The organism is Coleofasciculus sp. (assembly GCF_046565525.1).
Taxonomy (GTDB): domain Bacteria; phylum Cyanobacteriota; class Cyanobacteriia; order Cyanobacteriales; family Coleofasciculaceae; genus Coleofasciculus.
The window spans coordinates 1-18483 of record NZ_JBKHUP010000131.1 but is presented as its reverse complement, the minus strand read 5'-3'; the positions used below and the strand labels follow the sequence as shown (position 1 = coordinate 18483).

Here is an 18483-nt window from a genome sequence, read left to right as displayed (position 1 = left end):
TGAAGAAACTTATACCGTTGAGTTTTGCCTAGGTTTGTTTACTTGTGAGCAGATATGACTAGGTTTTTGGAAGCGGTGAGCATGTTCCAGACTTAGCCGGCTAGGTCTGAGTGTTTAGTTGCGCTATAGTTGTCAAACTATTTAGGTATTTTAAGTTATGTTACGTGATCCTCGGCTGTTCGTGCTGCTAATCGCCGGCTCTCTCACCACCATGGCTGGGGGAGTGGTGGCGCCAATTTTGCCAGAGATGATCCAACAACTTAACCTTGATCCGGCATTGGCGGGGAATTTGGTCAGCCTGCATTGTTTAACCATTGCTCTATTTAGTCCGCCGTTAGGAATTTTGGCAGATCGGATGGGGCACCTGCGGGTGCTGATCCCATCGTTAATTCTCTACGCCTTATTTGGCACAGCTGGAGCCTTTATGCACTCACTGATGCCGTTGTTAGTGGTGCGGGCACTATTAGGCGCCGCCAGTGGCGGGATTGCGGCGGCGAGTTTGGGTATTTTGGGGAATATGTATGAAGGTGAGGCGCGATCGCAGGCGTTGGGCTACGCAACCAGTACACTGACCATTATGGGCATTGCTTTTCCCCTACTCGGTGGTTGGGTGGGTTCGTTTCACTGGCAATGGGCATTTGGTCTCTACGCTGTGGGGCTACCTCTGGCAATCTTAGCCGCACGGTTCTTACCGAAAAAATCATCCCCAAAAACCCAGGGAGAGGTTAAAGATGTTGCGAGTAAACTGCGTCAGGTTTTAGGACGCCCCTACACCCTACGCCTCTTATGTACACTCAGTTTGGTATCCATTGCTATGTACGCGGTGGTCATTTATGCTCCGCAATATCTCAAACAAACCATTGACGCCACAAGCGTGGTGAATGGAATCGTTCTAGCATCACGGGCAATAGGCGCGGCTGTTATATCAGCATTTGGCGCCAAAAGACTCGCCCAGCGTTTGGGACAACGCACGACTGTTGCGATCGGGTTGGGTCTGATGGCGTTAACCTTAAGTACCATTCCCGTACTGCATCAACTGGGTTGGATTTTGGTTACGGCTATCTTCTTTGGTGTGGGATTTGGTTTGGTACTTCCTACACTTTACGGCACTCTAGCGAATCTAGCTCCCCCAGACTTGAAATCTAGTGTACTCGCGGCTGGGACAGGTGCGGGGTTTTTGGGACAGTTTATATCCCCCATTTTGTTAGGACCGGTGTTAGCTTATTGCGGTTTACAGTGGGTGTTCTATGCGGCGGCAATTGTGGCACTACTTGCAGGATTGTTGCTATTTGCCCACAAGCAATAAGTCATTGGTCATTTGTTATTAGTAAGGACGACTTGCTTATCTGGGATAACTGCTTTACTAAAACTTTAAACTCTCTGCGGATAATTAAAGATTTGACTAACTTGAATTGAATATCTATCTTTTTTATTGCTAATTGGTTACCATGACAGAGGCATTAAAATACTCAATATTGGCGACAAAAAATTCATTTTTTTAATCTCGCTAGAGTAACTATTTCTACTGACTAGGATTTACCCTTAAGGGTGTATCATGCATCAATCCCCAATTTATTTCTTCGGAAGCCTATATTGTTTGTGACCTCGGATTGAAAGATATACCCAAAAATAATGGTAATTGATGTAAGTTCTAATCCTTTCAAAGATTTCAGAGTTTTTTCAGACTACATTCAAACTATAAAAGACAACAATTCTATTAATGGTATTAGCCAGCACCGTCTTTTCAGAAGTGTAATTAATACCACTAATTGGCTTGAAATTCAGTCTAAATATTATCAGGATTCAATTCTTAATGATATTGATTTGAATGAGACTATTTACTCACTCACACAGAAAGGAATTTCCCTAAACCTTAACCTTCCCTTACAGGTTATCGAAGAAATCCGAAACTTAGCGCTGGCAACTCCTTGCCATGAACCCAACAATACCCAATGCAGTTTTTATGCATCTGAAAAAAAACAAGTCATGATGCAAACTGAGAAACCATTAGTTCGGGGTATTTATAACCCTAGTATATTTTTAGATCCAACGATTAAGAAACTAGAAAGCGATCCAATACTATTAGCAATTGCCGCAACCTATCTAAACGCCGAACCGATTCACCAAAACACTCAGCTTTGGTGGAGTTTTGCTGTAGAGTCAACTCTCTATGAGCGACGCCAAGCGACTCAGAGGTTTTATCGAGGCACTAATACCCCTCGGAGCTTGACTTTTTACTTTTATTTAACAGATGTGGATTTGTGCAGTAATCCTCACGTCTGTGTGCTGGAGAGCCACCGGAAGAAAAAAGTTGCCTATCGATTTTTGAAGAAAGACTATTCACTCCAAGAAATCAGCAAGTATTATGGCTATCCAAATATAACTTCTATTTGCGGTAAAGCAGGTTTTGGATTTGTGGAAGATGCCCGTTGCTTCCATAAAAAAATCTCTCCTAGCAGCAATGATCGCTTAACCTTAGAACTAAAATTTGCCGCCATGCCTCCTTTGAGTTGAATGTAGAATTTTTCCGAAATTCGGGGTGATTCCTGACACAATTAGCCAGACATCAACTCTCGAAACTGATGCACAACCTGATCCAAACCAACAGAACGCGAGGCTTTGAATAGTATGCGATCGCCCGGTTGAACCAATTCCTGTAAATGTTGCACCAAAGCGTCATCCTGGGCAAAGCCTTGGCTGGGTAATGTAGAGATTCCCCTAGTAATTGCTTCGGCTTCTTGATCCTTAAGAGTAATTAACACCGCATCTAATTGGAGTTGCTGGGCTTTTTGTCCAACTTGCTGGTGTAGTTGTTGCGAATAATCTCCTAATTCCTTCATTGAACCCAAAACAGCAATGCGTCGCTTACCCGGCGTCTGGGCGAGGAGGTGCAACGCCGCGATCATGGCTTCAAATCCAGCATTATAGGTTTCATCGAGAATCACGATATCATTGGGTAACTCATAGCGTTGCGATCGCCCCCCAGGAAGAAGAACCGCTAATCCTTGAGTTAGGGGTGTGCAGTCAATCTGGAGATGTTTTGCCACGGCTAACGCGGCTAAATAGTTAAGGGCATTATGTTCACCCGGTAAGGGTAAGGGAAACGTCATACCATCTACTGTGAGCCGAAACAGGTCAATAAGTTTCCCCTGTACATCGCCACCGTTTAAACCAAACGTCAGGGTTTCCCCTTGCCAAACCGTAGCCGCCGTATCCATTAAGCGTTGGTTATCATGATTGAGAATAGCTACACTGCTCTCAGGCATTTGCGCCAATAACTCACACTTAGCTTTTGCGATCGCATCCTCAGATCCCAACAATCCAATATGCGCCGTTCCCACATTCGTAATCACGCCCATCGTCGGACGGGCAATTTGGGTCAACAGGGCAATTTGCCCAGAACCCCGCATCGCCATTTCAATCACAGCATAATCATGGTCTGAGTCTAATTCCAGTAACGTTTTTGGCACACCAATTTCATTATTGTAGTTCGCTTGGGTTTTCAGTACATTACCTTGATTAGACAAAACCGCCGCGATTAATTCCTTCGTCGTCGTTTTTCCAGCAGAACCCGTAACCGCAATCACCGGAATATCAAACTGATCACGCCACCATCGAGCAATTTGCTGATAGGCTTGTAGAGTGTCATCGACTTGAAGCTGCGGTATGCCCGGAAGTTGGCGAGCTTGGTCACGGTTGGTAATTACTGCGATCGCCCCTTTCTCAATCGCTACTCCAGCATAATCATGCCCATCAAAGGTTTCCCCTCGCAGCGCCAAAAAGACTTGACCCGGTTCGAGGTGACGAGTATCAGTGGTTATACCGCAGACTGGGTTAACACTCATCTGCGCTGACAGATTAACCGGGGTAGCAGCGAGTACCTCAACTAATTGAGTTAAAGAAAGCTGACAAGGCATAATTCCAGGGTGGTGAATACGTTTTGGCTAGTTATGGTGATAAACTACCCAGACCTGCTATCGCGCTCGGTCTGGGTTTTCAGTAGCCCTGAAGTAATCAAACAAGCTTTGCTGAACATATTCAACAGTTCGGCTTAGCTTGCACGACAACTCCGTGCCTCCAGGCTGGTTTATAGACAGCCCCACAAGTGCAATATTATTGGCTCCATTAAAGTCGGCATCCCCATGCCAACCACAATGCCCACATTTGAAAGTCTTGCCACTTGGCGTAAGACTTTCCTTTTGCAGGATGTATGTGCAGGCAGTTGTGACACATCTGGGAAGTATAGGCTGGGGGAATAGGAGTAACTCTAACGCCAGCGCCGAGCGCTTTGTACTCAATGAACATTCGCAATGCCACCTAGCGGGAATATTGGAAATACTTCGGGCATCTAACGTTGGCATTTCCCGCTCTCCCCCAAAGGCTTACCTCCACTTCGTTCCGGTTGAAGCAAGATTCCCCTCGCGATTCGGGTGGGAGTGGGCGAGCAACACTCATCCCCTACCCAATTCCCAACTTTTTCAACAAGTCGGGGATCTAATTGGCGTTTTTTCGCTATATTCACCCAATCTTCACACTTTTGCGGCATAATTTTACAGAATGATCCATACTTAGTTTAGTATGCTTATAGGTAGAGATAATATAATTCATTAGATTTAAGCAATCCTTGACCAAGCTCATTTAGGCGGGGTAATTGATAAAGTGCATCAGGGTTTTCGGTTGTTGCGGTACGGGGCAAGTCAAATTTGAGCTTAGATCTGCCACATTCCATTCAAATCGATCAGCCCACGGCGTTTGCGCGTAGGGAGGCGGACTGAAGTGACTAATAGTACTTGGACAAATTCCGACATCAGACAAACTAGCTCACAAGAGCAACAACTGTACGATCATTTTCTGTATTGTGTACAGATAGAATCTCCTAGTCAGACGCTCGAACGTTTCAAACAGCTATTCATGGACGGCTCTCGATATCCAGAGCCGGAAATCTGGATGGTATTGGAAAAGCTGGCAATGGATAAGCAGGCTGAGCAAGACTTCAAGTTTATCCTGAATCGTTGTTGCCATATCCTGATTAACCGTTGGCAAATACAACCGCAACTGCAAGGTGCTATTCCTGAGTTGGTGGCATTACTTGATGATATTCCACCAGCAACCGGGGTTTACTCGCGCGGTTCTAGGCGTCTACGACACCTGCTACAGATTTTTAAAGAGACTGAGCAATATCTCACCCTGCATCGCTTATCTCAGGTGGTTGGTGAAACATCCACTACTTCTAAAGAAGTCGGAACTCTCATTCAGCGATACCCCTATCTGTACGAACACTGTTTGCTGAGTGAAGATAGTAGTTACGAACATCGGCAAACCGTGCGGCAAATTCAATCCCGGCTCCAGCGGCGCTTCGAGCTAGATTTGTCACAGTACGTTACTTATCAGGTGCGATGCGCCCAACTGAAACGTAGGAACCAGAAAGAAGCTTCAACCAAAATTATCCAGCCTGTCAAAAATCCCACCCTTTTAACGGATCATGAGTTGGGAACGGCTCTTAAACAGTTTGTTGGCAAAGTCCAAGGCTCTCATACTTGCCGGGATGTGGCTCAAAGTTTCCTAACCCATAGCAGTCAGACGCCTTGCTATAAAGACTTTAAGGACGATTTGTATGAGTATCTGACGGCTTCCATTGATCCAGCCTACGGAAAACGGCAGTTTAATAGTCGGTTGCATGAGCATCTGAAAAACACCTTACCTGACAGCGAGAATCAGAAGCCCAGCGAATTTCTGATTTTGCGAACCTGTAGCCAGTTATTAAATTTTCTCGTTGTTGAGAGTTCTGTTCGCCCTAAACATTTTGTTTTTGTCGATCTAATTACGAATTTAGGCGCAACGGTTACTATCGTGTTGCTACTCAAGATTGTGTTGCTGTGTCGTAAAGTTAAACCCTATTTGGAAAAGCGATTTTCCATTTTGTTCAATCATTATGAGTCTTCAACTAGAGACGGTGTACCCTGGTTAATTAAGTCTCTGGAAAACTTGAATGTTGCCTTTAGTATTCATTTTGGCAGAGCTGATCTTTCCTGTTTGAATCAAATTATGTAAATTCGTCATTCATCATTCGTCATTTGTCACTGTTCCAAATCTCTTGTGAAAAGGAAACGATAGTAGTAAAACCAGCCCCTACACAAACCTGAAAAATCAAAACTCAAAACTAAATTATGCGGCTGTTGTAGAGGCTCATTGCCTTTTCGACGCCTTGCTTCAGCGAGAGTTCTATGGCGTCAACGGCGAGTTGGATGACTTCGGAGATGATCTTAGATTCTTCAGGAGAGAATTTGCCTAAGACGTGACTCACGGTGTTCTTGTCGGGGTCAGACTTGCCAATCCCAATGCGTAGGCGGGGGAAATTTTGTGTTCCCAGATGCGCGATCGCGGATTTCATTCCGTTGTGTCCTCCCGCCGAACCAGAAAGGCGTAGACGTAGCCGCCCGACGGGTAAATCAAGCTCATCATAGACGATGAAAACTGACTCTGGGGGAATTTTATACCAATCTATCGCGGCACGAATTGCTTGCCCAGAACGATTCATGTAAGTTAGGGGCTTGAGTAAACGTAGTTTGTCACCTGTTAAGCCACGTCCTTCCCCCAACAACGCTTGAAATCGACGATTTTCGCTCCAAGAAATTTGCACCCGACGGGCTAACTCATCGGCGACCTCAAAACCAATATTATGACGGGTTTTGTCGTATTTGGGTTCGGGATTACCCAAACCTACAATTAGTTGAGGAATCACCAAAGTGTCATTTGTCATTTGTCATTTTTCATTTGTTAGGGAACAGGGAACAGGGAACAGCTTATGATCTTATGTCATTGGTGAGTAGGGAAATTCTCCCTTGTCCTCCCCAGCTCCCCCAGCTACCCCAGCTCCCCCAGCTTCCCCAGCTTCCCCGCTCCCTGCTTCAATCAGGCAGGAGACTGAAATAGGGATTCTAGATAGACACGAGCGCAAGCACGATAGGTCTGGGAGGCTTCGGCTGTCTTGCCACTACCATTTTGAAGCAGAAACAGCGATAGCGCTGCGGCAAACACCCGATCTTGATCCCAAGTGGGATGGGTTTCTAGGTAGCGCTTGAGAGACTCGTGTAGGTCTTCAGGGATTTCTGCCAAAATGCTGACGGTTGCGTTCATAGTTACCTCTCTATCGAATAGCGTGTTGGGACAAAAGCCACCTTGCTCGCTCTCTACGTGTCTGTGGAAATCGGCTACTGTAGCTAAAACCTTACGGCAAATAGACTTAGATACAGCACCCACTGCTCTTGCCGCTTTGAGATGTCTCAAGTTTTTTTATGGGTAGGTCGCACTATTCTCAACTGAGATGGGGTGGGGTTGTCAATGATACGAAATATTGCCAGGTCACTCAAATTGCCTAAATGCTAACGATAAAATCAGCCTTTGAACCCGATATTTGTTACATAACTTTACATAAATATCATCAAGGATCGCCTCCGAATCCTGGGTAGGGAAAATCCCCAACATGAGGGGATAGGCTCGATCCCGCCGTTCATCCCTGTGGAAAACCGTTGGTAATTTGTGGAAAACTTGGAAATCTCATGTGGAAATACTGGGGAATCTAGTGGGGAAAACTCGGCTAAAAGATAAGAATTGCAAATTGTTTGATCGTCTATGGATCAATACTACAAAGGATCAGCTCTAGGGCGTTGCTCCAGTAACCCCGGTTGGCATCTCAAAGAAGTTCCAGGCGTAGCAGGCTACGTCTGGAACATTCTCCCGGCTGTGGAATTTTCCTAGGTCAAGCCACAGAGTCAACGTTGAGGGAATGACCCAAAACGCTAAAAACCTGGCGTTGCTCAAATAACTCCACTAAGTCGCCGTTAATTTTGTTTTTGGCAGCTTCTTGTCGCAGGATTTTCATGGCTGTTTCAATAGGTAGCCGACGCTTGTAGGGGCGATCGCTGGCGGTGAGGGCGTCATAAATATCGGCAACGGTGAGCATTTGGGTTTGCAGTGGAATTTCATCTTGCTTTAAGCCCCTAGGGTAGCCGCTGCCATCTAGTTTCTCGTGATGTCCATAGGCAATCATCGGAACGCCTTTGAGATGCTTTGTCCAGGGAATGCGTTGGAGAAAGTGGTAGGTGTGAGTAACATGAGATTCAATCCTCAAACGCTCTTCGGGGGTTAAATTCCCTTTTGGCACGAGCAATTGAACCATCTCTGCCTTGGTAATCAGGGGTTTGATTTGACCATCCACATCTCGATAGGTGTATTGAGACAGGGTGGTCAGTTGAGTTAATGTCTCCTCTGTAAATGCCTGAAAATCACGAGTGAGCAGCAACTCTGGCTCATTGAGTTTTTGCACAAATTCCCGATAATGCTTTATTGTTTCAATAGCTTGAGCCAGTTGTGTATCAAGCTGTTCGAGTTTGTGGCAGTGAGGACAGATCGAGGTTGAGCTATTCTTGCCATGGCGATGGTCAGGATGTTCGAGTAAATACTGAAACTTCTTTTGAGCGCATTCCATTTCCAGAGTGCGCTGTGCTAGAGCAAAGCGATGGAGAATTACCTCTAGCTGTGAGGGATAGAGTTTTTTGCGCTTGCCCAAAATGGCTTCTGGGACTCCCACTTTGCCAAAGTCATGTAATAAGGCAGCATAGCGAAGTTCTCGGATTTGGCGATCGTTCAAATAGGCTTTACTCAGTGGACCGTGGGTGATTGCACAAACCTCTTCACTCAGTCGCACGGTGAGTTCTGCCACCCGTTCCGAGTGACCGGAGGTTGTCGGGTCTCGTGTCTCAATAATTTGCACAGAGGCTCTGACAAAGCCCTCAAACAGATTTTCGATACTTTCTTGGAGATGATGGCGTTCAATGGAAATCGCCGCCTGAGAAGCCAGCGATCGCACAATCCGCTCCTCCCAGTCTGAATAGGGCTGGGTCACTTCTACAGCGTTCTTTGGTGTGAGCGTGACATCGGGGCGACTCTTGCGATTAATCAGTTGTAATACGCCAATAATTTCCCCGTCTGGCTTTTGCATCGGCAAAACCAGTACCGAGCAAGTCCGATAGGGCATATTCGTGTCAAAACTGCGGTCAAGGGCGTAAGGTACGTTGGGGGGCAATTTATACGCATCCGCCAATTTTAAGCTTTCACCCGTTAGCGCTACGTACCCCGCCAAACTTTTACGGTTCAGAGGCATTACAAACTCGTTGAAGGGCTTGTGGGGTAGCGAATCATTCTGTGCCACCTTGAATAACAATTTCGGCTCCGCCTGAGTGTGATTAATCAGATAAAGACTACCTGCATCGCTAAACGTAATTTCCCGGCTTTTGGATAAAATCAGCTTGAGTAATTCATCCAAATCATTACTACTCGAAAGGGCTGTACCAATTGCCAGTAACTGCTCAATCAGTTCTACCCTCTCAGACGATTCTTGTAAAAATCCTTGACTCTCAAGGTTTGAGATATGGACGGGGGCTAGTTTCATAAGGTTTTCCACAGATATAAATGATCACCTTTTACCGAGTTTTAGTGGCTTCAATCTCTTGAAAATAAAGTATCTAATCACTCTTTAAAGAGGGATATATTTTTATATTCCAATCTAAAAATGAGTGAAAGTATCAAGAATCTAGTATAACTACTAAATTTATCAAATAAATCAGCCAAATCTTGTATTTTTTCAATGAAGCTGCACCTGTTTTTTATCTGGACAAAGAAAAATACACCTTGATTAGACATAACATTATTGGGGAATAAAATTACTTTTTAGGTTTTTCAATTCTAATCCAGTAGAATAGTTGATTGAATAGAAATGTATTGGTAATTAATTAATAGTTTTTGTAAATTTAATTTAATAATTACTTTTTAAATTTAAACAAAAAAAGAGTAGTAATATTAGCCATAAAATGGCATATAAAGTCAATGGAATTGCCACAGTAATCACTCATCTTGTTTATGGACTTGACTTAAACGGTATAAGGTTTTGACCCTAAGATACCTGGCAAACAGACCCATACAGATGCCATGGCTTTGCAGCTCAATCATCGGCATCAATAAAATGTCGTGTAATACCCTTATTCAAGGGTTTTAGCGAAAACTCCGGAAATTTGGGCAAAATTGTTGACAACAACACAGCGATAACAAAGTGCATTTATCATACCCATAGTTATTTGCGAAGGAAGCATTACCCTTCTACCCTCTGGTCACTATACAAGTCCGATGCTACCGGAGTTGATATCACACCTTATGTTTAGTCCGTTGACGGCGTGCTGCTTGTCGTAGTTTAAGGCGGTAAGGATCAGCATCTTTGCGCCAGATGACACGATGCCCTTGGAGTTGGACACAATGGTCGAGGAGACGTTGTTGCCAGCCTTTGCGCGTACCGATAGTTTGGGTATTATCCAGCAGTCCCCAATCTTCTTCCTGACGAGTAAGTTTGGCAAATTTTTCGTACAGGGGATAATCTGGGGTGACAAAGGTTTCTTTACGGTGCAAGATAGGAGGATTTCTGGAGGTGTCGTAGTGGCGATAGGTAACCTGTAAATCCTGCAAGTCAATGTTCATGCTTGTGTGTAGTTCTGGATGCGGTTCAGTGTCGAAATTGGGATAAAACAGGTAGGAAATTTTGGGTTGATTAATATGAAACTTGACTAATGTTGCCCCCTCTAAGCGACCAACAGTACGGCTGGCGCACCCTTCATAGAGTCGGAGTGGGGCTTCGAGGGCTTCGAGGGCACAAACATGGACGTAGAGGGCGGTGGGGAGGAGTTTGCCGACTCGAGAGCGCTGGCAGCAATTGGCAATTAAGCTGGGATTGCCCACACTTAAGAGGATTAAGTCAGCCGCAGCACAGGCTTGTTGATAGTTACCAAAGAAGGCTCTAATATCATTTTGGACTAAGGGATCTAATTGACCAAACTTGGGGCGATCATTGAATTTAGCCAGGGCGAGATAGACGAGGAAATCATGGCGACGTTTGTCTGCGATCGCATCCCATTCGTTTTGCTCAGTCACTTGTAAAATAACCTTAAAGGCACGGCGTAGGTTGCCGAATTCTTCTATAATTTCTTCAGTATTGGGGAGTTCCAAGGGGCTGGGAAGGCGTCCCCGTTCGGTGATAAATGCCATCAGGGGGGTAAGCATGTCTTGATAGTCCTCGAACCGCTTCACACTGAGGCGGATTCTGGGGATAATTGTGCGAGAACGGAAGCGGGATGCCCGGAAGCTTTCAGCTTGAGTGGAATCCCGGAAGATAAAATAGATGCCTAAGTCAACGGGAATGGCATCAACACCTAATACTTGGTCAATATAGGCTTTGAGTTCTTCTTGTTCGTAGTATTTCTGAAATGTATTGCGGCGGGTGACAATCCCATCACCATAAGCAATTTGCCCAGAATTACGGTCATCAATTAAAACTTGGGCAGAGACAATCAGCACCTTTTGGGTGAGTTCCCAGGCTTTCAGTAAGGCTTGGCGGCGTTCTCCTGGCTTTTCAATTACATTGATTACATAGCCCAGGTTAACGATATCAGAGGGGACTAGAGAATTGTCGCCATGGTAGTAGGGGTCCCAACCTGCACAGGTATAGCCTTGCCGACGCAGACGGTTAATGTCACTACCACGACCGCAGCCGTAGTCAAAAAAGGAAGTATCTTTAGTTAGAATTGCACTTTCTAGGGCTAATCGCACTGGCTTTGACAAGTTAGTGCGGACTATTGCAGCCCTGTGACGCTCGATTTCAGTACTGTCTGGGATAGGAGCAACCATAGCTGAGTCGGCGAGCTTTTTGACTAATATACCGGTAAATCTCAGTGAGCGCTACTATCGAGAACACCAGTCTAGTCATAGAATCCTTGTCGTGGGGAATGTCCTAAATGTTAGTTAAAAGCCAGGAGGCGTGATGAAAGCCCTAGTCACCGGAGCCAACGGATTTACAGGTTCTCATTTAGTTAAAGCCTTAGAACAACGGGGGGATACCGTTGTCGGTTTCGTCCGCAAGTCTAGCAACCTTCAGCGTCTCTCGGATTGCCAAGTTCAACTGGTTTACGGCGATATCACTGATCGCGACGCCCTGAAAACGGCAATGACTGGGGTAGACTGGGTATTTCACACCGCCGCTTATGTGGAATTAGGACTCGTTGATGCCAAGAAAATGGAACGGGTGAATGTGGAGGGAACCCGCGCTGTTTTAGAGGTGGCTCAAGCTGTTGGTGTATCGAAACTCGTTTACTGTAGCACCATTGGCGTTTTTGGTGACACCAAAGGTCAAGTCGTCAATGAAACCTTCCAACGCCAACAAACCGACTTTTCTAGCGCTTATGACAGCACCAAGTACCAAGCCCAACAAATTGTAGACCAATTTGCCGCCCAAGGGTTACCCGTGGTTAGTATTCTCCCGTCTGGTATCTTTGGTGCGGATGACCCCCATTTTGGTCCGGTACTGAAACAATTTCTCAAAGGCGGTTTAAAAGTATGGGCGGGAGGCGATCGCATCACCGGAATTGTCCACGTCGATGACTTAGCCAACGCCATGATTCTGGCAGCCCAAAAGGGTCAACCTGGAGAAAAATATATCATTTCGGCGGGTGATCTTTCCACCCGTGAGATGTTCAGACTGCTGAGTCAAGACACCGGAATTCCGGTTCCGGCTGAAGCCCCAAAACCCTTGGTGAGACTCGCTGGAAACCTACTTGACCCTATCGGACGCCTGTTGAATTGGCAACCGCCCCTGAGTCGGGAACGGGTTCATTACGTCTATGATCGTTGCGTGCGCGTCGATGCAACCAAAGCACGTCAAGACTTAGGATGGAATCCGCGATCGGTATCGCAAACCCTCAGCGAGATTGTCAGGATCATGAAAACTCAATCCTAGAACATCGATTCAAAATTCATGCATTTGTAGGGGCGCACCGACGTCATTGGTGTCAACTTAAGCGCTAAAAGCAGGGGGAGCAGAGGGAGCTGGGGGAGCTGGGGGAGCAGGGGGAGCAGAGGGGCTCTTTTCACTACTATCATGTCTGAGCTTACCCAGATGCTACTAAACCCGCCCCAACTGAAAATGATTAGACATTTCATGCAACATCTGGAACCTGAATTACCCACCCCCAAATTGTTGGCGCAATTCTGCTATTTCTGTATCCTCTAACTTGCGAAATAGAGGAGGTGGAACATCAAAAGAACGACCCGCTGCCAAAGCATTAAAATCCACCGCCTGAGTTAACTTTATCGTTCTCTCTGTGTCTGATAACTGCAACGCATCAAAGATTTTCTCAGCCGTAAAGGGAATCAAAGGATTAGACGCGATCGCATACAGCCGAATCAGGTTAATACAGGTGCGAATTACCAACGCTGCTTCTTCCTTGTCTTGCTTAAACAGCGCCCAAGGTGCGCGTTCGTCAATATACTGATTCCCCACTGTCCACAGCGCACATAGGGTTTCTGCGGCTTTGCGAAACTCCAGGTTTTGCAAACAATTACTCAGTTTATCTGTCAAACTAGCACAACTTTCTTGCAACCGTTGTTCCGCCTCTCCTGGCGTTCCCCCTTCTGGAATTACTCCTTTAAACCGACTATTGGCAAACTTTAATGTTCGGTTAACAAAATTACCTAGAGTATCTGCCAAATCCTTGTTTATCTTAATTTGAAATAACTCCCAGGTAAAAGCCGAATCGGAAGACTCTGGTGCCATCGCAATTAAAGCATAGCGCCAGTAATCAGCAGGTAAAATATCTAAGGCTTGGTCAGAAAAAATGCCACGCTTGGAACTGGTGGAAAATTTTCCACCATAATAGGTTAACCAATTAAATCCCTTAATATCATCCGCCATTGTCCAGGGTTCCCGCGTTCCCAGAATCATCGCGGGCCACATAATTGTGTGGAAGGGCAAATTATCTTTTGCCATGAACTGCACATAACAAATATCTTGGGCGTCGCACCACCACGGTTTCCAGGCATCCGGTTCAGATTGCTGACTTGCCCATCCTTTGGTGGCGGAAATATAGCCAATGGGGGCATCAAACCAGACATAAAATACTTTACCCTCAAATCCCGGACGGGGTACAGGGACACCCCAACTTAAATCACGGGTAATGCAGCGGTCTTGTAATCCTTCATTTAACCATTTTAGGGCAATGGATTTAGTCAGAGTCGTCCACTCTTGCTGATTATCCACCCAGGAACGCACCTCATCGCTAAGGGCGGTAAGCTTTAAGAATAAATGCTTAGTTTGGCGAACTTCCAGATTTGTACTGCCTGATACAGCAGAACGGGGTTCAATTAGATCTGTAGGATCTAACACCGAGGTACAATTCTCACACTGATCTCCTCTGGCGCGATCGTATCCGCAATGGGGACAGGTTCCAATAATATATCGGTCTGGCAAAAAACGACCATCTTCATGAGAGTAAACCTGGCGGATTTCCCGTTCCTCCATGAAACCATTTTCATCGAGGCGCTGATAGAAATGCTGGGTCAACTCGTGGTTATCTGGGGATGAAGTGCGACCAAAATAGTCGAAAGAAAGTCCAAACCCGCGATAGATTTCGGCTTGCCGTTCGTGTTGTTTTTGACAGTAGGTGGCGACATCTAATCCGGCTTCCAATGCGGCTAATTCAGCCGGTGTACCATGTTCATCCGTGGCACACAAAAATAGAACGGATTCGCCTTCCTGTCGCAGGAAACGGCTATAGACATCTGCCGGAAGCATAGAACCGACCAAATTGCCCAGGTGTTTAATCCCATTGATATAGGGCAACGCACTTGTAATCAGATACCGCATAAATTTTACTTAAGGTGTGCCAAAAGATACAGCGCTACTAGTAGACCAACCCATACTTGAACCCGTTTTAACCGAGACCTGGCATCATTTTCAATCAGATCCTGTCCCCTGGCAAGAACTCAAGCCAAATAGCACACAAAAACTCCTGTTCTGGAGTGCCTCTGTGGTTCCTTTCCTGCTCAAATCTTTAAAATCCCGTCTTCGAGATAGGTTACTCGGTCAGCGACATCTAGGATGCGGGGATCATGGGTAACCATAAGTACTGTACACCCTTCCTCCTTTGCCAACCGCCGCAATAATTCAATCACCCGATGTCCACTGGTCGAGTCTAGTGCTGCCGTTGGCTCATCTGCCATAATAATCTTAGGATGACCGGCTAAGGAACGTGCGATCGCGACTCGTTGCTTCTGTCCCCCAGACAAGTTAGCAGGGCGTTGATTGGCGTGCAACCCTAATCCAACATGTTCGAGCAACTCCTGCGCTTGATGTCGCGCTTTCGTCCCACGAATCCCTTTTATATTCAGCACAACTTCCACATTCTCCGCTGCCGTTAGCGCCGGAAACAGGTTAAAATGCTGGAAAATAAAGCCAATTTTCTGTCGCCGAAAGCGGGCTAGCTTGGCGCTGGACATTTTGGTTATCTCTTCTCCAAGTAGGGAGACATTGCCGAGTGAAGGCGTCAGTAGTCCTGCCAGAATAGAGAGTAACGTCGTTTTCCCTGAACCCGATGGTCCCATGAGAATTTGAATATTGCCACGCTTAATTTGCCAGTCAATCCCTTTGAGTACTTGATAGCTCTGATTGCCTGACTTATATTCCATCGTTACCCCTTGAGCAATGATGGTATCCGATTGCTCCTGTGTTATATCGCTTGAGTGCCAATCAAGCTGGTTTCGGCTTTTTATAGACACAACCATATTGATGTAAGCGACAGTCGGGGTGTATATGTAAAGAAATATAACATAAGTAGCCCAAATTAAACTCTCTTCAGATAAAGAGCCATGATTGGATGATAGCGAATTCTGACCAGTCAAATGGGTTGCCGGGTGATAGTTATGATAGTGTCAGGGGGTGGCTTGAAAATGGGAACTGAGGACAAGTGACAGCAGTAGGGGTTTGGTAACCAAACTATTCATTCTAAATATAAAGTTACATAGTTACTTGACTAATTTGAGAATTGTTAATCTTTTCCGATTCGGCTTGACGATCAGGTTGAATCTGATTAAAGTCGGTTATCATGCCATCAAGGGGTATTGTGAGTAAAGTTGCCAGCCCCCTGGATTGCCTAATGCCAGACTCTAGTGAGTGGCGTGATACCAAAATTTGAGACTTCGTAGGGGCACCATCCTTACGCCCAAAGCCAAAAGTTGACGCCCAAAGTTTAGCGTCCAGAAAAGCGTTACGACTTGAAGTAGAGTATCACCTAGCGGGGTGCTAGGTACGGTTAAGCTCCGGTGGGTGGGAGAAGTGCCTTGCTTCATCAACGTCCCTAACGATAACCATCAACGGATGAAACCAGCAATATGAGACATTTCTAGCTTGTCTGCATAGATTTGCACAGATTTAGTTCACCCCAATATGGAGATCGGCAACGAAGCGAGTATTATTAAAAGTCCCCTTGAAACCCAACCTGCGCTGGGTCAACGAATCAGCCATGAACAGAGTACATGTTTTAAAAGCCGCTGTTACCGGATTTTGGCTTTGGATTTTCAGCCTTGGCACATCCTCTGAAGTCTTCGTTCTGGCGCAGCCAATTATCCCAGCCGCAGACGGTACAGGTACAATTATCATACCGGATGGAAACCGCATCGATATTTCCGGTGGTAGTCTTTCGGCTGATGGGGCAAACCTCTTCCACAGTTTTCAGCAATTTGGCTTAGATACCAATCAAATCGCCAACTTTCTGGCAAATCCTAATTTAAACAATATTCTTGGTCGCGTCGTGGGCGGTGACGCCTCTGTGATTAACGGGTTGATTCAAGTCACCGGGGGCAATCCCAACTTATATTTAATGAATCCGGCGGGGATAATTTTTGGTGCGGATGCTAGATTAAACGTCCCAGGTGACTTTATCGCCACCACCGCCACAGGTATAGGGTTTGGCAATGGCAATTGGTTTAATGCCATTGGTGGGAATGATTATCAGAACTTAGTCGGGACACCCAACCAATTTGCCTTTGATGTATCCGAGACGGGAAGTATTGTTAATGGAGGCGAATTAGCGGTATCAGAAGGTAAAAATTTAACCCTACTCGCAGGAAATGTCGTTAATACAGGGACACTAACCGCACCAGGGGGAACCATTACCGTAGCGGCGGTTCCCGGTTCCAATTTAGTCAAGATTTCTCGCCCCGGGGGATTATTGTCTCTGGAGGTTGAACCATCCAAGGCTAAAGACGGGTCAATATTGCCAGTCAAACCTGGGGATTTAGCTGAATTATTAACGGGGAAGGGGGAAGAGGTTGAAACAGGCGTCGAGGTTAATGAATCGGGCAATGTACAACTAACAGATACTGGAATCACCTTACCTAAAGAGACAGGCGTTGCGATTGTATCAGGTGAAATTAATGTTTCCGGGGCGGTAGGGGCGCACCGACGTGCGCCCTCGCCCTCATCCTCAACTGGGGGTGAAATTAATGTCATTGGCAATAAGGTAGGTTTAATTGGCGCCAATATAGACGCATCAGGAAGCCATGGCGGGGGTACTATACGAATTGGTGGCGGTGAAAAAGGACTTGAACCGATTCCTAATGCTGATGTCACTTTTATTAGTGAAGACTCAAGGATTAACGCTGATGCTTTAGATGAGGGGAAAGGGGGGCGAACCATTGTCTGGTCAAATCAGACGACTCGTACTTATGGTCATATTAGCGCTAGAGGTGGGGAACGTGGGGGCAATGGAGGTTTTGTCGAAACCAGTAGTGCGGGATTCTTGGATGTTCCTTTCGCGCCTGATATCACCGCACCGGCAGGAGATGGGGGAACTTGGTTAATTGACCCTTACAATATCACGATTAGTGATGGGACTAATAGCATTGGTGGCACTGCACCTAATTTTACGGCGGCGGCGAATGACTCCGTACTCAATATTACGACGCTCTTGAATGCCTTAACTATGGGTGATGTCACTCTGAATACAGGTACAGGAACAGGAACTCCTGCACAAGATGGAAATATCACCCTAGCAACTAACTTAGATTTCGACACCAGGGGCACTAATAAGACCCTAACTTTGATAGCAGCGAAGAATATCATCATCAACGGGCAGATATTTGATAGCGATACGACAAATACACCAGGGGATGGATTGAGCTTAGTTTTTCAGGCAGGGGGCGCTGTCGAACTCAATCAAAGTATTTCAACTAGAGGGTTAAACCTTTTAATTGAAGCCAATGGTGCGATTACACAAGGGGCTGGGACAACATTAGATATTGGTGGTAGAACCCGGTTAGGCGTAGGTGCAGCAAATAACATCACCCTCAAAAATGACGGCAATAACTTTAATGAGGTTTTAGTCACCAGTGCTAACAATGTCTCACTCAAAGATATCAATGATATACAGCTAGGAAGTTCCGTAAAATCAGCACCTTTTGACCAACCTTTTAACATTTCTGGTACTCTTAACATCACCGCTAATGGCGCTATCACCGACTTGGAGAATCTCACTGTTACGGGTGGCACAACCTTAAATGCCAATGGCAATATCACCTTAGATAATGCCAATAACTTCAGCACAGTAGCCG

At 45.8% G+C, this 18483-nt stretch carries 13 protein-coding genes and 1 pseudogene; 6 read left to right on the top strand and 8 right to left on the bottom strand.

Annotated elements, in window-relative coordinates; genetic code table 11:
- The first annotated feature begins 157 nt into the window (after positions 1-157).
- Together ACLGGO_RS30870 and ACLGGO_RS30865 are read left to right on the top strand one after the other, a co-directional pair.
- The gene (locus tag ACLGGO_RS30870; protein ID WP_446422168.1) at positions 158-1306 is read left to right on the top strand and encodes an MFS transporter; all 1149 of its coding nucleotides are present in this window, start codon (positions 158-160) and stop codon (positions 1304-1306) included.
- Between the two features lie 326 nt (positions 1307-1632).
- The gene (locus ACLGGO_RS30865; protein WP_446422167.1) at positions 1633-2514 is read left to right on the top strand and encodes a hypothetical protein; all 882 of its coding nucleotides are present in this window, start codon (positions 1633-1635) and stop codon (positions 2512-2514) included.
- A 41-nt stretch (positions 2515-2555) separates the two neighbouring features.
- Here the strand turns inward: ACLGGO_RS30865 and ACLGGO_RS30860 are convergent, their stop codons facing one another.
- A complete protein-coding gene (locus ACLGGO_RS30860; protein ID WP_446422166.1) occupies positions 2556-3917 on the bottom strand; it encodes a UDP-N-acetylmuramoyl-tripeptide--D-alanyl-D-alanine ligase in 1362 nt (453 codons plus the stop codon).
- A 57-nt stretch (positions 3918-3974) separates the two neighbouring features.
- Positions 3975-4311 (bottom strand): annotated as a pseudogene (locus tag ACLGGO_RS30855) (zinc ribbon domain-containing protein); the annotation flags it as partial.
- Between the two features lie 465 nt (positions 4312-4776).
- On the opposite strand from ACLGGO_RS30855, the gene ACLGGO_RS30850 reads away from it, so the two are divergent.
- On the top strand, positions 4777-6051 hold the full coding sequence (locus tag ACLGGO_RS30850) for a hypothetical protein (protein WP_446422165.1): 1275 nt from the start codon (positions 4777-4779) through the stop codon (positions 6049-6051).
- Between the two features lie 109 nt (positions 6052-6160).
- On the opposite strand, the gene pth is transcribed toward ACLGGO_RS30850, so the two are convergent.
- Together pth and ACLGGO_RS30840 are read right to left on the bottom strand one after the other, a co-directional pair.
- A complete protein-coding gene (gene pth, locus ACLGGO_RS30845; RefSeq protein ID WP_446422164.1) occupies positions 6161-6760 on the bottom strand; it encodes an aminoacyl-tRNA hydrolase in 600 nt (199 codons plus the stop codon).
- A 152-nt stretch (positions 6761-6912) separates the two neighbouring features.
- Positions 6913-7137, bottom strand: a complete 225-nt coding sequence (locus ACLGGO_RS30840) for a DUF2811 domain-containing protein (RefSeq protein WP_446335727.1) — start codon at positions 7135-7137, stop codon at positions 6913-6915.
- 495 nt (positions 7138-7632) lie between these two features.
- On the opposite strand from ACLGGO_RS30840, the gene ACLGGO_RS30835 reads away from it, so the two are divergent.
- A complete protein-coding gene (locus ACLGGO_RS30835; protein WP_446422163.1) occupies positions 7633-7758 on the top strand; it encodes a hypothetical protein in 126 nt (41 codons plus the stop codon).
- A 1-nt stretch (position 7759) separates the two neighbouring features.
- On the opposite strand, the gene ACLGGO_RS30830 is transcribed toward ACLGGO_RS30835, so the two are convergent.
- Together ACLGGO_RS30830 and ACLGGO_RS30825 are read right to left on the bottom strand one after the other, a co-directional pair.
- Complete coding sequence (locus ACLGGO_RS30830; RefSeq protein ID WP_446422162.1) at positions 7760-9451, bottom strand: HD domain-containing phosphohydrolase; 1692 nt, start codon at positions 9449-9451, stop codon at positions 7760-7762.
- A 749-nt stretch (positions 9452-10200) separates the two neighbouring features.
- On the bottom strand, positions 10201-11730 hold the full coding sequence (locus ACLGGO_RS30825; RefSeq protein WP_446422161.1) for a DNA phosphorothioation-associated putative methyltransferase: 1530 nt from the start codon (positions 11728-11730) through the stop codon (positions 10201-10203).
- 133 nt (positions 11731-11863) lie between these two features.
- Here ACLGGO_RS30825 and ACLGGO_RS30820 point away from each other — a divergent pair, with 133 nt between their 5' ends.
- Positions 11864-12835 carry an NAD-dependent epimerase/dehydratase family protein gene (locus ACLGGO_RS30820; RefSeq protein WP_446422160.1) on the top strand — a complete coding sequence of 324 codons (972 nt, stop codon included), beginning with the start codon at positions 11864-11866 and terminating at the stop codon, positions 12833-12835.
- A gap of 222 nt (positions 12836-13057) precedes the next feature.
- Here ACLGGO_RS30820 and metG read toward each other — a convergent pair whose 3' ends face one another.
- On the bottom strand, positions 13058-14740 hold the full coding sequence (gene metG / locus ACLGGO_RS30815; protein ID WP_446335724.1) for a methionine--tRNA ligase: 1683 nt from the start codon (positions 14738-14740) through the stop codon (positions 13058-13060).
- Positions 14741-14919: 179 nt separating this feature from the next.
- Positions 14920-15657 (bottom strand): ABC transporter ATP-binding protein, encoded by a 738-nt coding sequence (locus ACLGGO_RS30810; RefSeq protein ID WP_446422159.1) that lies wholly within the window; start codon positions 15655-15657, stop codon positions 14920-14922.
- A 737-nt stretch (positions 15658-16394) separates the two neighbouring features.
- Between ACLGGO_RS30810 and ACLGGO_RS30805 the strand changes: the two genes are divergently transcribed.
- On the top strand, positions 16395-18483 hold a 2089-nt coding region (locus tag ACLGGO_RS30805), incomplete at its 3' end, for a two-partner secretion domain-containing protein (RefSeq protein ID WP_446422158.1).

Excerpts from the sequence above, each read along its gene's own strand:
- ACLGGO_RS30870 (WP_446422168.1), top strand. The coding sequence starts at position 158 with ATGTTACGTGATCCTCGGCTGTTCGTGCTGCTAATCGCCGGCTCTCTC.
- ACLGGO_RS30865 (WP_446422167.1), top strand. The coding sequence starts at position 1,633 with ATGGTAATTGATGTAAGTTCTAATCCTTTCAAAGATTTCAGAGTTTTT.
- ACLGGO_RS30860 (WP_446422166.1), bottom strand. The coding sequence starts at position 3,917 with ATGCCTTGTCAGCTTTCTTTAACTCAATTAGTTGAGGTACTCGCTGCT.
- pth (WP_446422164.1), bottom strand. The coding sequence starts at position 6,760 with ATGACAAATGACACTTTGGTGATTCCTCAACTAATTGTAGGTTTGGGT.
- ACLGGO_RS30840 (WP_446335727.1), bottom strand. The coding sequence starts at position 7,137 with ATGAACGCAACCGTCAGCATTTTGGCAGAAATCCCTGAAGACCTACAC.
- ACLGGO_RS30835 (WP_446422163.1), top strand. The coding sequence starts at position 7,633 with ATGGATCAATACTACAAAGGATCAGCTCTAGGGCGTTGCTCCAGTAAC.
- ACLGGO_RS30830 (WP_446422162.1), bottom strand. The coding sequence starts at position 9,451 with ATGAAACTAGCCCCCGTCCATATCTCAAACCTTGAGAGTCAAGGATTT.
- ACLGGO_RS30825 (WP_446422161.1), bottom strand. The coding sequence starts at position 11,730 with ATGGTTGCTCCTATCCCAGACAGTACTGAAATCGAGCGTCACAGGGCT.
- ACLGGO_RS30820 (WP_446422160.1), top strand. The coding sequence starts at position 11,864 with ATGAAAGCCCTAGTCACCGGAGCCAACGGATTTACAGGTTCTCATTTA.
- metG (WP_446335724.1), bottom strand. The coding sequence starts at position 14,740 with ATGCGGTATCTGATTACAAGTGCGTTGCCCTATATCAATGGGATTAAA.
- ACLGGO_RS30810 (WP_446422159.1), bottom strand. The coding sequence starts at position 15,657 with ATGGTTGTGTCTATAAAAAGCCGAAACCAGCTTGATTGGCACTCAAGC.